Here is a 14,560-nt window from a genome sequence, read left to right as displayed (position 1 = left end):
CCGACCCCAGGCCCTACATCTGGACCAAGACCGCGGACGAGATCCTCGAACGCCTCGCTTCATATCTGAACAGAATTCCTGACTCAGAAGACTAGCTTGACTCTGTCGGGGATCTTGGAGTTGTCGAGGTCAGGTGCCCAGGGTGCGCCAGGATTTTGGCCTGGAGATCCCGCACCGGTCGAGGTAGCTCTGGAAGGCGGTCGGTCGTCGGGAACAGGGTGCCTTCTCCGTTGGTGGGAGACCGCTGAGGCGCTCGATGTTGATGGCGATGGCCGTCAGGACGTGCTGAACGTGGGCTTTGCTCTGTCCGCGGTAGCGACAGCGGCGCATGCCGTGTCCGTGGGCGAACTCGTTGACCGTGCCCTCCACTCCGGAGCGGACCGCATAGCGGGCCTTCCACTCGGGCGTCTGCTGCTCGGCACGGACGCGGAGTTGCAGGTCGCGGAGCTCGCGCGGGGGAAAGCCCACGGTGCGGGCATTGTCGGCGGTGCTGGTGCACTGGGTGCGGGCAGGGCAGGGACGGCACTGGCTCTTGGTGAACCGTGCCACGATCAGCGGGGCAGCGGTGGGCGAGGAGGTCGGGTAGGGGCCGTGCCAGCCCGCGCTGACCTGGCCCTGGGGACAGGTGACCCGCCGAAGGTCGAAGTCGATGTGGAAGTCGTCCCGGGCGAAGCCCTCGCCTCGGCGGTGCTGGTGCGTGGGGTTGCTCTTCAGCGGCCCGGAGACGGTGACCTGCTGTTCACGGGCGGCTTGTTCCAGGTGGGGCAGGGAGGTGTAGCCGGCGTCGACCAGGTGCTCGGCGGGCAGCAGTCCGCGGCGGGCCAGGCGGGTGTGGATGCCGGGCAGGACCTGGCTATCGTGGGTGGTGGACGCGGTGGTGGCCACGTCAGTGATCACGTTGGGGCCGTCGGACGCGCAGGTCTCGGTCAGATGGGCGGCGAACCCCTTCCAGCTGATGATGTGTCCGTGCCGTGCGTAGCGGGCCGAGGTGTCGTAGGGCGAGACGATCGCCCGGGACGAGGGCGGTAGCCCGGGCCCGCCTTCCTTCTCTGCGGTGCGCCAGCGCAGGCGTCCTGCGGCGTCACGGTGGTAGTTCTGCACCATGATCTGGCGCAGGGCCTGGACGCGGAGACCGGACGTGCGGTGCGCTCCGTGCCGGTAGAGATGTTCCAGGAGCCGGACGCCGTCGTCTCCGGCGGCAAGAATCCTGGTCATGGGCTTGGTGGGGTTCTTGCCCAGGCGGACCGGCCGGCCGTAGCGGAGTCCCCAGTCCTCGTCGATGAGCCCGTCGAGCAGGTGAGGGGAGGTGCCGGCGACTTCTTCGAGTGCGGCGCGGACCGCCTCGGTGATCAGCTCCAGGCGGGTCAGGTCACGCACCGCGGCCAGGACGTGGGTGGAGTCGGTGCGCTGCGTAGTGCGTTCGCGCACCAGTCCGGCCTCCTTGAGGCGGGCCAGTGCGAGGTCGAGGAGGCGGTCGGCACGGCCGTCCTCGGTGAGACGGTCGCGGAAGTCGGCCAGCACGCTGTGGTGGAAGCCGGGATCATCCAGTTCCATGGCCATGGCGTACTTGAAGTCGATGCGGCAGCGGACCGACTCGGCGGCCTGCCGGTCCGACAGGCCAAGGAGGAACTGCAGTACGCAGACGGTGGCCAGCTGAGCAGGCGAAAGCCCTGGACGTCCGTCCCGCGGGTACCAGTCGGCGAAGTCCTCGTCGCGCCACAGCCCGTCCAGCCGGTCCCGTACCCATATCGCCGTCGTGCCACCCGGGTTGCTCGCCCGCGCGATCTGCGCGGTCAGAGGCGGAACGTGCTCACCGGAACGGGGGCGCAGGGACAACGGGCACCTCGACAGCTTCATCGGACGGCGGAACTACCCGAGCATGCCCGTCGACCATGCTGCCGCACCGGGAAACTCCAAGATCCCCGACAGAGTCAAGTTAGGCCATGGCGTCCACGATGCCGTCCCAAAGGCGGGACCTGGCCTCCAGCGCGAGTGTCGCCGTGTCCGCAGCCTCCCGCCAGCGCGTGTCGTCCGTGGCGCAGAGGTCGGCCACCATTTGCATGGCCATGGGAGTGTGCTCCTCGCCGTCGACCTCGATGTGGCGGGCCAGGTAGTCACGGAAGACCGGGAACCGGTCGGTGCCCTCCTTCGTGATCACTTGGTCGAACATGTCGGGGATGAGGTCCTCCCGCGAGAAGGCGAAGGCGGCGGCCCGGCAGTGCAGGGGGCGGTCGGCGATGATGGCGAAGGTCGTGCGGACGAACTCGGCGGCGGGAGCTGGGACTTGGGCTACCTCCAGCGCGGCCGGCACATCGTGGCTCTCCTCGACGAGCGCGAGGAATGTGTCAATCCGGGTCGTGTCGGCCGCCGCCTCGGACATGCCGGCGCGGTAGAGCTCGAAGTGGCTGGTGAAGCCGTCATTCAGCGCGTCGCTCTCCTCCACCAGCACGATGTCGTTGATCAGCCGCCGACTTACGGCCGAGCCCCGCGGCACCCAGGGGACATCCACGCAGGTGAGTTCGCGTTGCAGCGACTTGAGCAGGGACATGAAGTCCCATACCGCGAACACGTGATGTGCCATGAACGTCGCCATGTGTTCCCGGCTGTCTACGCGCCGATAAATCGGGTGCGCGGTGACTTCCTTCCGTAGGGGTTCGATTGCGGTGCGCACCTGATCGATTCCCTCGCGCCCTTCGCGGTTCATGTTCCAGTCGTAGCGGGACATGGCACTCCTTCTCTTTCCGGCAGATTTTCAGATGAGCGATCGTGCCTCATTTATAGGCGATCCGGCAAGCGTTTCCCGGAGTTCCGTAAGGCTTCCATGTGGTTACCGGGAGTATGCCTCAACAGAAAGGCTCAAAAATGATGAAGAGGTGCGTTCCGGACAGCGAAAAAATCCTCGTTGAATTCTGAACGCCGCTGGCCTTCTTTCCGTATAGGGCTGCGTGACAGGTGATCCCGTCGCCGTGCCCGTGACCTATTGCGTGATGCTGGACCGGAGGCTGAGTTCCGTGGTGGGTCACGCTCGGGGCGGCCGCGCGGCAGTCGGTCTTCCTGGGCGGTGGCGTTCTTGTGGACCGAGAGGTGGAGTGGCAGGTTGAATATCGCTTCATCAGCGGGGGCGCTGCCCGGGCTGGGGAGGACTCGCCCGAGCGGACGCAGTGGGGTGGACTGGCGGCGGGGCTCGTCCGACGGGCTGGCCGCCAAGGCGTGCGGGGCCCAGGGCCTGGTTCGACGCCCAGACCGGCATGCTGGCCGCTCCTTCCCCTCTGTCGAAGCGGAAGTCCTGGTTCGTGAATATGACATGGTTTTCCGCCGGTGCTTCTGTTCAATCTGCTCATGGTTCCCCACTTCAGCGGGCTCGACCTGCTGATCCATATGCTTCGGACACGGCCTTATCTCCAGCTCCAGACGCTCCGTAGTCGGCGCAAACGCCGGACCGTGCAGGTCGAGAACGACCGGAGGGAGGTGGGGCGGGCCAAGACCTTACTCATCGGCAATTGTGACTCGTGCACGTTCAACCTGTTCCAGCTGATCGAACGAGGTAAACGGCGAGTATTCGGTGGTTATCCTGCACGACGACCCTGCCGACGTGATTCCGGATCCTGCGGAATTCGACGATGTGGTGCTGCCGTCGGGCTCCGGGCATCCCCGCGAGGCGCGTGACTTCGGCATCAGCGCCCGGCTGATCGCCGAGGTGACCATCACCGTGCTCGGTGTCTGTCTGGGCCGTCAAGGCATCGAGCTCGGGGCGGGTGGTCGGGTGGCACCCGCCCCGCAGCCTCGGCACGGGCATCGGCCCCGGGTCCGGCACGATGGCCGGGACCTGCTCGTGGGGGCTGGCGCAGCATTCCACCGCGGTCCGCTACCACTCGCTGGCCGTACCCGAGCCGCTGCCCGGGACCCTGGAAGCCACCTCCCGGGCCGAGGGCGGGGTCCTGATGGGAGTCTGGCACCGCAACCGACCCCAGTTCGGGGGCAGTTCCACCCGGACACCGTTCTTCTCTTCGCCCTGTCGGAACGGCTTTTGGTGCCGGTACTTCGATGTGTCCGTGCCAGGGGCAGGCCGACCCGGGCGACGTCGGTGTGCGGATTTGATCGGGAAATACGAAATCTGATTGGAAAGCGCTAACATCGGGGCATGGATTTGGGGGAACGGTCCGCGGCAACTCTGGCGGATGTCGCGGGGCGGGCGGGCGTCTCGCAGGCGACCGCTTCCCGTGTGCTCAACGGCAACGGGCGCCGACGGGTCGGGGCTGAGATGCGCAAGCGGGTCCGCGCTGCTGCGGACGAGCTGGACTACTCACCCAACGCCCAGGCTCAGGCGATGGCCCGGGGGACGACGGCGACTCTCGGTCTGATCGTCCACGACATTGTCGATCCGTACTTCTCCATGATCGCGGCCGGGGTGGTGGACGCCGCTGCCGAGCGCGGCCTGCTGGTTACGATGGCGAGCACACAGCGTGATCCGGCCGCCGAACTCCGCCACGTTGAGCTGCTGAGGCAGGCGCGGGCGCAGGCAGTCGTGCTCGCCGGTTCCCGGCTGGACGATCCCGACCTGCTCGATCCAATGCGGTCGGCGCTGCGGGCGGTCCTGCGCGCGGGAGGCCGGGTGGCGTGCATTGGACAGGATGTGCTGGGAGTGAGCACGGTTGTCGTGGAGAACCGGCTAGCTGCCGCCACTCTGGCCACGGCCTTGCACGCCCAGGGCTACCGCCGGTTCGCGGTGCTGGCCGGGCCGCCCGGGCACCTCACCTCCCGCGACCGGACCGAGGGTTTCTGTTATGGACTGTCCGGCTACGGCGCAGAGCCCGCCCCGTCGTACGTCTTGGCCTGCGCGTTCACTCGCGAGGGCGGGTACGAGGCGGTCCGCCGGCTGCTGGCCGATTCGGGCGGCGTGCCGCCGGTGGACTGCATCTTCGCCGCCAACGATGTGATGGCCCTGGGGGCCTTGGAGGCGCTGGAGGAAGCGGGCCTCTCGGTGCCCGGCTCGGTCGGGCTGGCGGGATTCGACGACATCGTCTCCCTGCGGGACGTACGCCCCGGGATCACCACCGTGCGGCTGCCGCTGACCGAGATGGGCTCCGCGGTGGTAGGGCTGGCTCTGGACGGGGAGCCCGGCACGGTCGCGCGGACCCCCGTGCGTGGAGAGATCGTGCTACGGGACAGCACCGCACGATCGGGCGGCACGGCGGTCTGAACCGCGTCGCCCGGTCGTGCGGTGCGCCTGTTCCGGATCAGGCAGGGCCGGCGGATATCGGGCTCGGCTCCTCCTGCCGGATCTCGTCCTTGCTGTGCCCCGAACCGTCCAGATCGGAGCGGAGGGTCTCCCGGCTGAACACCGTGGCGAGCACGGACACGATCGAGATCAGCAGTGTCAGCCCTCCGATGATCAGCGGCACGTTGGATGTTCCGGGCGGCGCGATGAAGGTGAAGACCGTGGGCAGGAAGGCGACGATCATCAGTCCGACGTTCTGCGACAGTGCGAAGCCGGTGACCCGGGTGCGGGTCGGGAACAGTTCCTGGAAGAAGGTGGCGAAGGTGGCGTTCCACATCTGGTAGAAGATCCCGAACATCACGATCGCCAGCACGATGGTCAGCGCGATCTGGCGGTGGCTGACCGCGTACAGGTACCCGAAGGACATCAGCCCGGCCCCCAGGGGTCCGACGATCATCAGCGGGCGGCGGCCGATACGGTCCGACAGTTTGCCGAACACAGGGATCAACGCCACCGCGACGAGGTTCGCCAGCACCGGCAGCCAGAGGTAGGTCGACGTCGGCATACCGATCCCGTAGGACTCCTGGGTGGCGTAGGCGGCGCCGAACACGGTGACGCAGACACCGGCGACATTGGCCAGCGTCATCAGGATCGCCCGGACGATGGTCCCGCCGTTGTCCCGGATCACCTCCACCACCGGTGCGCGCCCGGGCTTGTCCCCGGTCGATTGCTGCTCCAGATACGTCGGGGTCTCGTCGACCCGGCGCCGGATGAAGAAGCCGACGAAGACGACCACGGCGCTGAGCAGGAACGGGATCCGCCAGCCCCACGCCTCGAAGGCATCGGCCGGCAGTACCGCGGCCAGCGGGATGAAGATCGCGGCGGCGAGGACCTGACCGGCCTGCGTGCCCTGGAGGCCGAAGCTGGCAAAGTAGCCGCGCCTGTCCGCGGGGGCGTGCTCGATGATCATGGCGCTCGCGCCGCCGAGTTCGCCCGCCACCGCGAAGCCCTGGACCAGACGCAGGAACACCAGGAGGGCAGGGGCGAGCACTCCGACCTGGCCGTAGGTCGGCAGCAGGCCGACAGCGAACGTCGACGCGCCCATCAGTATCATCGCCAGGACAAGGACGCTCTTGCGACCCTTGCGGTCGCCCCAGTGGCCGAGCACGACGGCACCGATGGGACGGGCCACGTACCCGACGGCGTAGGTAGCGAGTGCCGCGATGAGTGCGACGGTCGGATTGCCGCCCGGGAAGAACACGGCCGGGAAGACCAGCGCTGCCGCCTGCGCGTAGATCGCGAAGTCGTAGTACTCAAGCGTGCTGCCGATCCAGCCGCTCCACACGGCCTTCCTGGTGGCCTTGCTCTGTTCTGCAGCCCCAGGTGATGCCGGTGCGTCCGGCAGTTCCTCACGCATGAGCCACTCCTCTGTCTTCGTTGACATTCTGGCTATATCGCAACTCGCTGAGGACAGCACGAGCGGCTTCCTGTGGCAAGCGCTTGCCAGAGCATCATGGCGTAACTCCCGTGTCAACTGTTCCGTTTAATCCCTGTACATAGCATTGACAGCTGCATGTCTGAGGCAAGATGCCTGGCGAGGGTTCGGCCTTGGGAAAGCGCTTTCCCAAGGCGTGCTCCGAGAGCTACACTCGCCCGGCCCAGTGATCGAAACCCGAAGGATGCCCATGGCGGCCAGCCCCCTTCCCGTCCCCGTCGTCCTGGTCGGCGCGCACGGTTACGGCCGATGGCACCTGCAGAACCTCGCCCGGCTCACCCGGGCCGGCGCCGGCGCTCAGCTGGCGGGCATCTGCGACCCGGTCCCGCTGACACCCGAACTACGCCGGCTCGCCGGCGACGTCCCCGTGGTGGCGAGACTGGACGACTTGGCAGCAGCAGTGCAGCCGCAGGTCACGATCGTTTCCACACCGATTCACACACACGCCGAACTCGCGCTCACGGCGGCCCGGGCCGGCTCCGACATTCTGCTGGAGAAACCGCCGACTCCGACGCTCGCCGACTTCGAGCGGTTGGTGGCCGATCTCGATACGACCGGACGGCTGTGCCAGGTCGGCTTCCAGAGTCTCGGCTCTGCTGCATTGCCCGCCGTTCGGGCGCTTGTGGCGAACGGCGCGATCGGGGAGGTCCGCGGGATCACCGCGGCGGGCGCCTGGCAGCGTGACCGGTCCTACTACCTTCGGGCGGCGTGGGCCGGGCGCAGGCAGTTGGATGGTCGCCCGGTCGTCGACGGCGCGATGACCAACCCGTTCGCACACGCCCTTGAGACCGCGCTTGCCCTGGACGGTACGGCCGACGAGCAGGACGTCACCGATGTGCGGGTCGAGCTGTTCCGTGCCAATCCGATCGAATCCGACGATACCTCGTGCCTGCGCCTGCGCACCGCCCACGGGACGACGGTCACAGTTGCCGTCACGCTTGCAGCTGATGAGGTGGTCGAGCCGTACGTCGTGGTGCACGGCACCGCGGGCCGCGTCCTCCTCGACTACCGCATCGGTCGGGTCCGGCTCGAGCGTGGCGGCACGGTGGAGGTGACCGATCACGGGAGTACGGACCTGCTGACGAACCTGGTGGTCCACCGCCGCGACCCGACCGTGCCGCTGCTGGCGCCGCTGGGCCGTACCCGGGCGTTCATGCAGGTCGTCGACCGGGTGCGGCTCGCCCCCGATCCGGTCGAGATCCCGGACCGCTACCGGACTGTCGTGGGGGAGGGGCCGTCCACGCTGCACACCGTGCCGGGGATCGCCGCGGCCGTCACACGCGCTGCGGACGAAGGCGCGTTGTTCTCCGAGCTTGATCTGCCCTGGGCTCGGCACGAGGCGACCAGCGGTGAGTGATGCCAGGCTCACGGCGCTGACGCTCGCCGGCGTACTGGTGGCCGAGTACGCAGACGGCAACCACCTGGACCCGCGTTCCGGCCCCCGCCCCCACCTGCACCCCATCCGCACCCTCGGCGGCCTCACCGTGACCGATGCCGGCCCCGCGGACCATCCTTGGCACCACGGGCTCTCGGTGGCGGTACAGGATGCCGGCGGCAGGAACTTCTGGGGCGGTCCGACGTACGTGCGAGACCAGGGCTACGTCTGGAGCGACGACCACGGCAGGATCGTGCACACCGGCTTCGACGTCGTCGACGCCACGGGTTTCAGCGAGACGCTCAGCTGGATCGGTCCGAACGGCTCGGCGGTGCTCTTTGAACAACGACGGGTGCGGGCACGGCGTGTCCGGCACGGCTGGGAACTGGACATTGCCTTCATCATCCGCAACACGTCGGGCTGCTCTGTGACGCTGGGCAGCCCAGCCACCCACGGCCGAATCGGCGCCGGCTACGGCGGCCTGTTCTGGCGGCTACCGCTCTCCCGGGACGCGGTGGTACGCACCGCGTCTGCCGAGGGGGAGGCTTCCACCCATGGCTCCATGGCCCCTGGTTGACCTGGACCGACCGCGCTGCTGGGTTCACCGTGGCGCTCACCGGGACGGATGCCGTGACGCGGGCCGACCCCTGGTTCGTCCGCGCGGCCGGCTATCCCGGCGTGGGCTCACAGCTGGCGGCCGGGGACACACCGTTGAACCTCCCGCCCGGCGGCTCTATCGACCGCGGGTTCCGGGCGTTCGTCGTCGACGGCGAACTGAGCCGGGCGGACGCTGACGAATGGGCCGAGGACGCGTTGTGAACGCCCCTCGCGTCGGCCTTGACTCTCGGGGCCGTCGCACAGGTGGGGGGAGGCTGCGGGCGGCGAGGTCTATAGGGCCTCTCGTTTGGATCTTGCTGGCTCGCGTGCCCGCAGTGGCATCAGCCGCTGACGCGGCGGGCGTTCCCTGATCCAGCCTGATCCGAACGGAAAAGACCCTGGCTGATCGGGCCTGCGCGGGCACCGGAGCTGGTCGCGAGGCTTGCCGTGGTAACCGAGTGAGGGCTGGCGGTCGACCCTGAGTTGGAGTTGAGCCGACCTTGCACGGCCCCCTGCTCCGCCGGTTCGAGGAGGTCGGGCGGGAGATCGCCGGATCGGCTGTCGGCCTGCTCGGCGAGGGGTGCTGCCCGGGGCAAGTGGCCCGAATTCCGCTCAATGGGGCCGAGGCCCTCGTACACGATCCCTGCCTGTCCTCGGACATGCTGCCGAGGGTGTGGCGGGTCGGGCTCGACGCGCTCTTCGCCACCTCGGGCGCGGTGCCATTGCCTGCCCGGCTGACCCCGGAGGCCGATTCCCTGGTCGAGGCGGCCCGGGCTCGACGCAGTGGGCTGGGCGGTTGATCAGGGTGTTTCCCACGGAGCCGGTGAACATGTCGCTGCGGCTGCTCAAGCTGGCGGGGGAGGCGTCAACGCGGTGCTCACGCCACATGCCACGGGGCAGGTCGGGGACCACCCGGTGCGCTGACGGCTGGTGGTGGGCGCTGACTTGGTCTGCCCGGATGCAGTCACGGGGGACAAGGCCCTTGGCCTGGTTGTGATCAGCCGGGCCACCGCCAGTGGGTTTGCCCGCTCAGGGCATACGGAGTGCCGTACACACGAGGTGATAACTCACCGTAGTTGAGTCGTGCGTGCAGAAGAAAGTTCCCTAACGTGTCTTAACAAGCTCTGACAAGATGTGTCACAGTGCTCTGCGTGTGACCGCGTCACACGTGTGAATCTTGAGGGAGCACCGCACATGACCAGACCGACATTGGCACCGTCGCCGATGCCTGCCCGCTCGTTCCTCGGCCTGTCCTCAGCGCTGCTCTGGGGGTACGCCGCGATCGCCTTCTTCATGACCGGTGACGGCCTTGAACAGGCATTCCTGTCCGATTACCTGGTCACCGATGCGGGCTTCAGCACGTCTCAGGCCGGCACGCTGTTCACGGTGTACGGGCTTGTCGTGGCGGTGGCGGCCTTCGCCTCCGGGGTTCTGGCCGACTACTTCGGGCCCCGGCGAGTCATGGCCATCGCGACGGTGGGCTGGATACTCTTCCACGCCGGCTTCCTGGCCTTCGGCGTGATGCAGCACAACTACGCGATGATGCTGGTGATGTACGGGATCCGGGCGATCGCCTATCCCATGTTTGTCTTCGCCTTCGTCGTGTGGATTTCTTACGCCGCTCCGCAGAACCGGCTGTCCTCGGCCATGGGCTGGTTCTGGTGTTCCTACTCGCTCGGTGTCGGTGTGTTCGGCTCGTACTTGCCGAGTCTGTCGATCCCGTGGATGGGGGCGATACCCACGTTGTGGGCTGCGACCGCCTTCGTCGCCGTCGGCGGTGTGATGGCGGGTGTCCTCGTGCGCGGCCAGGCGCCGTCGGCCTCGGGTGAGCGCAGCGTGCGAGGGCTGGGGACCGCTCTGGTGGAGACGATGCGGATGCCCTTCGACAACGTCCAGTTGGCCTATGGAATGATCCAGCGGATCATCAACCAGCTCTCCCTCTACGGCTTCATCGTCATGCTGCCGATCGTGTTCGTGCGCGACATCGGGTTCAGCCAGGAGCGTTGGCTTCAGCTGTGGAGCCTGGTCTACCTGGTCACCGTGTTCACCAACCTGATGTGGGGGGTGTTGGGCGACCGAATCGGCTGGGTACGGACCATCCGTTGGTTCGGCAGCCTCGGCATGTGCGCGGCCACTCTGATCCTGTACTTCACCCCGGTGCTGGCAGGGCCGAACGTATGGGCTACCGCCGGGGCCGTTGTCATCTTCGGCTTCGCCATCGCCGCGTACGTCCCCCTGTCGGCGCTGATGCCGGCCCTGGAGCCGTCACGTCGTGGTCAGGCCGTCGCACTGCTCAACCTGTCCGCGGGCGCCTCGCAGTTCGCCGGCTCGCTGATCGTCACCCTTCTGTGGGACCGCATCGGCACGGCGGGCACCGTGATCGCGCTGGCCGCCACCTACCTGGTGGGCTTCGCGCTCAGCTTCCGTATGAAGGTCGACGAGCAGGCTCTTGCCAAGGTGGAAAACGAGCGGGCCACCGTGCCTTCGACGCCATGAGCCGGCGGCCAAGGCCTCAGAGCAACTGCCCCACATGCGGTCGGTATGCCGCGAGTCGCGAGTCGCCGGGATCCAGCTCGGTGCACAGTACGGTCACGTCCTTCAGCGCGACGGAGGCAGCCACGTCACGCTCACCCAGTTTGGCGGCGTCGGCCCCGATCACGGTACGCCGCGACGCCCGGACGCAGGCCTTCTTCACGGCGGCCTCTTCCAGCGTCGACTCGAAACAGCTCGTCTCGGTGACCCCTCCGGCCGATGCGAAGAACAGGTCCGGGGTGAGCTGTTCGATCGTGGCCGTGGCCAGCGGGCCGACCAGGGAATCGCTGCTCTTGTCGAACCGGCCGCCCGTAAGTTCCGCCGTTACGCCCGGTCGCCCCTGGAGGAGCTGGAACGTCTGGATGTTGTTGGTGAGCACGGTCAGCTCCGTACCTGACGAGATCAGGCCGGCCAGCCGGTACATCGTCGTGGACGAGTCCAGCACGATCAGGCCTTTCGAAGGCACCAGAGGCAGCAGCTTCCCGGCGATCAACCGCTTTTCAACACCGCGGGAGCTGTCGCGGAGCTGGAAGCTCTCGGGCTCGGCATGGCGCGCGCCGCCACGCATCCGACGGGCCACGCCCTCGTTCTCGAGCAGCCGCAGGTCGCGACGTACGGTCATTTCACTGACACCAAGGGCTTCTGATGCCTCACTGAGCGTGATGGACCCGGCTGTGCGCAGCTCCGCGCGCAGCCACTCTATTCGCTCCTCCATCGCCAGGCTGTTCACACCCCGCATTGTAAGCAACACCGCATGCGTGCTTCGGGCGTTTCGATGTCCGACGCAAGCGCGAAAGGGATCTCAATGACTTCTCCTCCGTCTTTCTCCGTCCTCGCGGCCGGGGACCGGTTCATCCGGCCGGTGATCTTCAGGGAGGAGATCGTCGCCCGGTTGGGCTCCCGGGTCGCCGTGACCGAGCTGGAGCTGCCCTGGCCCGATGAGCCATTCGGTGCGGTCGCCGAGGTGAATGAGGCCTCGGGCGGCGAGGATCAGCTCATCGAGGCTCTGCGGGGACACCGGGGTCTGGTCACCCAGTTGGCTCCCATTACCGAGCGGGTGCTCGCCGCCGCGCCCGACCTGGAGTTCATCGGAGTCGGCCGCGGGGGCCCCACCAACATCAACATTGACGCTGCGGCCGCACGCGGCATCCGTGTCGTCAACGTGCCCGGACGCAACGGAGTCGCTACCGCGGAGATGACGCTCGGACTGCTGCTGGCCGCTTTGCGTCGGTTGCCCATCCTGCATGGCAGCCTGCTGCGCCACGAGTGGCGCGGGGAGTTCTACCGGTATGAGCAGGTGGGGCGCGAGGTTGCGGGATCGACCGTCGCTCTGCTGGGTGCCGGAGCCGTCGGGCAGCACCTGGCCCGCATCCTCGTGGCGATGGGCGCCGATGTGGTCGTCTACGATCCCTATCTTCCCGCCGGTGCGCTGCCGCAGGCTCGGCGTTGTGACGACCTCGACGAGCTTTTCGCCTCCTGTGACGTGCTCTCCCTGCACGCTCGGCTGAACCGTGAGACCGAACACGTGGTCAACGCACGGCGGCTCGCGCTGATGCGCGCCGGCGCCGTCGTCGTCAACGCCGCGCGGGGCGGGCTGATGGACTACGACGCGGTGGCCGACGCGCTCGAAGCGGGTCGCCTCGGGGGCGTGGCTCTCGATGTGTTCCCCACCGAACCGGTCGACATGGCCCTGCCACTGCTCAAACTGGCCCAGGAGGACGCGAACGTGGTGCTCGCACCTCACGTGGCAGGCGCCAGCAGGGAGACAGCCCGACGTGCCGCCGCCGGAGCTGCCGAGGAACTGCGCCGTCACCTCGACGGAGAGCCGGCTCTCCATGGCGTACGGTCCGGGGTGATGGCGTGATGACGGCGCCGAAGGCTTCGATCCTGCTCGGCATCGACATCGGCACCAGCGGTGCGAAGGTCGTGGCCACGGACCTCAAGGGTCGTCTGGTGCGGTCGGGGACCGCGCGCTACGAAACCGAGGTCGATGCCGAGGGCGGCGGAGCGGAACAGCAGGCCGGCAGTTGGTGGGAGGCGATCACGTCGGTCGCTCCGGAGGTCGTCGCCGGCGCCCATGTCCTGGGTGTGGCCGTCACGAGTCAGTCGCCGACCCTGGTGCCGGTGGACGAAGCGGGCCGCGAGGTTGGCCCGGCGCTGACCTGGCTGGACCGGCGGGCCGTTGCCGAAGCCCAGGAGATCGCGGAGATCGCGCCGGGGCACCGCAACGGTGCCGACCCCTTCTTCGGGACGGCCAAGCTGCCGTGGCTGCTGCGTCACCGGCCGGGTATCGCCGCTCGCACGCACCGCGTCGTCTCCGCGAACGGCTACATCGCCGCCCGCCTGACCGGGCGGGTCACTCTGGACGACTCTTCCGCCTCGCTCATGCAGGCTTTCGACGAAACCACCGGCACGTTCGACGAACGCCTCATGGGACGCGGACTGGGGATCGAGCTGCTGCCGCCGATCGTGCCGACCACCGGCCTGATCGGCACCGTCACACCGCGCGCGGAGGCAGAGACCGGAATTCCGGCCGGCACACTCGTCGCAGCCGGTGCCGTGGACTCGGTCGGGTCGGCTCTGGAGGCCGGCGCCCTGGAGGTCGGTGACCCGCTCGTGGACATGACCGGCTTCTCAAGCGCCACCGTGCTCGCCGTGGCCGCCGGCACTCACGTACCCGGCTTCATCCACGAGCGGCACTGCCTGCCCGGAGTCGACCTCCTCATCACCGCCCAGGTCACCGCCGGCGCGACCGTCGACTGGGTGAACCGGCTCGTCGGCGGCGGACTCGATCTGCGCGATTCGGCCACGCTGCTGGCCCGACGACGCCCGTCGCGACTGACCACGGTACCGAGCTTCGCAGGCGAGCGAACCCCCACATGGAACACCGGCGCCCGAGGTGTCATCGACGGCGTGGACCTGACCACGGACGGCGTGGAGATCATGCTCAGCGTCCTCGAAGGCAACGCCATGGCCCTGGCCGACGACGTGGCCGAGTTGCGCTCCCGGGGCTTCCTCGTCGACCGGATCCTCGGCACCGGCGGTGGTTCGGCGTCCGCGGCGTGGCTCCAGATCAAGTCCGATGTCCTGGGGGTGCCTGTCCTGCGCCCCCGCGTGGGTCATGGCGCAGCTCAAGGGGCCTCCTACCTGGCCGGCCTGGCCGTGGGGGTCCATGACCCCGGTGCACTGCGGCATTTCGCCGCCGACATCGAGCAACGGTTCACGCCTGACCCCGAGGCGCACGCGCGCTACGAACGCCGACGTGAGCACTTCGCCCGGGTCAGAGAGCTGAACCGGGCACGGACAGACGAAGCACCCCACCAGTAACTGCAGGTCAGACCGT

The 14,560-nt window shown here is 68.1% G+C and carries 11 protein-coding genes and 1 pseudogene; 8 read left to right on the top strand and 4 right to left on the bottom strand.

The window, feature by feature from the left end; translation table 11 throughout:
* Positions 1 to 129 precede the first annotated feature (129 nt).
* Both ACFXKG_RS28920 and ACFXKG_RS28915 read right to left on the bottom strand, forming a co-directional pair.
* Positions 130 to 1,836 carry an IS1182 family transposase gene (locus ACFXKG_RS28920; protein ID WP_384845263.1) on the bottom strand — a complete coding sequence of 569 codons (1,707 nt, stop codon included), beginning with the start codon at positions 1,834 to 1,836 and terminating at the stop codon, positions 130 to 132.
* A gap of 100 nt (positions 1,837 to 1,936) precedes the next feature.
* Positions 1,937 to 2,725: a DUF3050 domain-containing protein gene (locus tag ACFXKG_RS28915; protein WP_384845260.1), complete on the bottom strand. Its 789-nt coding sequence runs from the start codon at positions 2,723 to 2,725 to the stop codon at positions 1,937 to 1,939.
* 837 nt (positions 2,726 to 3,562) lie between these two features.
* Here ACFXKG_RS28915 and ACFXKG_RS28910 point away from each other — a divergent pair.
* A complete protein-coding gene (locus ACFXKG_RS28910; RefSeq protein WP_384845257.1) occupies positions 3,563 to 4,132 on the top strand; it encodes a hypothetical protein in 570 nt (189 codons plus the stop codon).
* Between the two features lie 9 nt (positions 4,133 to 4,141).
* Positions 4,142 to 5,200 carry a LacI family DNA-binding transcriptional regulator gene (locus tag ACFXKG_RS28905; RefSeq protein WP_384845254.1) on the top strand — a complete coding sequence of 353 codons (1,059 nt, stop codon included), beginning with the start codon at positions 4,142 to 4,144 and terminating at the stop codon, positions 5,198 to 5,200.
* A 37-nt stretch (positions 5,201 to 5,237) separates the two neighbouring features.
* On the opposite strand, the gene ACFXKG_RS28900 is transcribed toward ACFXKG_RS28905, so the two are convergent.
* On the bottom strand, positions 5,238 to 6,635 hold the full coding sequence (locus tag ACFXKG_RS28900; RefSeq protein WP_384845251.1) for an MFS transporter: 1,398 nt from the start codon (positions 6,633 to 6,635) through the stop codon (positions 5,238 to 5,240).
* 268 nt (positions 6,636 to 6,903) lie between these two features.
* Between ACFXKG_RS28900 and ACFXKG_RS28895 the strand changes: the two genes are divergently transcribed.
* The 4 genes and pseudogenes from ACFXKG_RS28895 to ACFXKG_RS28880 all read left to right on the top strand — a co-directional run bounded on the left by ACFXKG_RS28895 (position 6,904) and on the right by ACFXKG_RS28880 (position 11,181).
* A complete protein-coding gene (locus tag ACFXKG_RS28895) occupies positions 6,904 to 8,070 on the top strand; it encodes a Gfo/Idh/MocA family protein (protein WP_384845248.1) in 1,167 nt (388 codons plus the stop codon).
* A pseudogene (locus tag ACFXKG_RS28890) lies at positions 8,063 to 8,907 on the top strand (PmoA family protein). The gene ACFXKG_RS28895 and the pseudogene ACFXKG_RS28890 overlap by 8 nt, the downstream one beginning before the upstream one ends.
* A gap of 278 nt (positions 8,908 to 9,185) precedes the next feature.
* Positions 9,186 to 9,485 carry a hypothetical protein gene (locus tag ACFXKG_RS28885; protein WP_384845245.1) on the top strand — a complete coding sequence of 100 codons (300 nt, stop codon included), beginning with the start codon at positions 9,186 to 9,188 and terminating at the stop codon, positions 9,483 to 9,485.
* 394 nt (positions 9,486 to 9,879) lie between these two features.
* Complete coding sequence (locus ACFXKG_RS28880; RefSeq protein ID WP_384845242.1) at positions 9,880 to 11,181, top strand: MFS transporter; 1,302 nt, start codon at positions 9,880 to 9,882, stop codon at positions 11,179 to 11,181.
* A gap of 16 nt (positions 11,182 to 11,197) precedes the next feature.
* Here ACFXKG_RS28880 and ACFXKG_RS28875 read toward each other — a convergent pair whose 3' ends face one another.
* On the bottom strand, positions 11,198 to 11,947 hold the full coding sequence (locus tag ACFXKG_RS28875) for a DeoR/GlpR family DNA-binding transcription regulator (RefSeq protein ID WP_384845239.1): 750 nt from the start codon (positions 11,945 to 11,947) through the stop codon (positions 11,198 to 11,200).
* A 24-nt stretch (positions 11,948 to 11,971) separates the two neighbouring features.
* Here ACFXKG_RS28875 and ACFXKG_RS28870 point away from each other — a divergent pair, with 24 nt between their 5' ends.
* Both ACFXKG_RS28870 and ACFXKG_RS28865 read left to right on the top strand, forming a co-directional pair.
* Positions 11,972 to 13,081, top strand: a complete 1,110-nt coding sequence (locus tag ACFXKG_RS28870; protein ID WP_384845236.1) for an NAD(P)-dependent oxidoreductase — start codon at positions 11,972 to 11,974, stop codon at positions 13,079 to 13,081.
* Entirely contained in the window at positions 13,081 to 14,544 is a 1,464-nt protein-coding gene (locus ACFXKG_RS28865) for an FGGY-family carbohydrate kinase (protein WP_384845233.1), read from the top strand. The genes ACFXKG_RS28870 and ACFXKG_RS28865 overlap by 1 nt, the downstream gene beginning before the upstream one ends.
* Positions 14,545 to 14,560: the final 16 nt, after the last annotated feature.

Origin of the sequence: Streptomyces sp. NPDC059255 (assembly GCF_042752355.1) — a bacterium.
In the GTDB taxonomy this organism is placed as follows: domain Bacteria; phylum Actinomycetota; class Actinomycetes; order Streptomycetales; family Streptomycetaceae; genus Streptomyces.
This window is presented reverse-complemented; position numbering and strand designations above follow the sequence as displayed.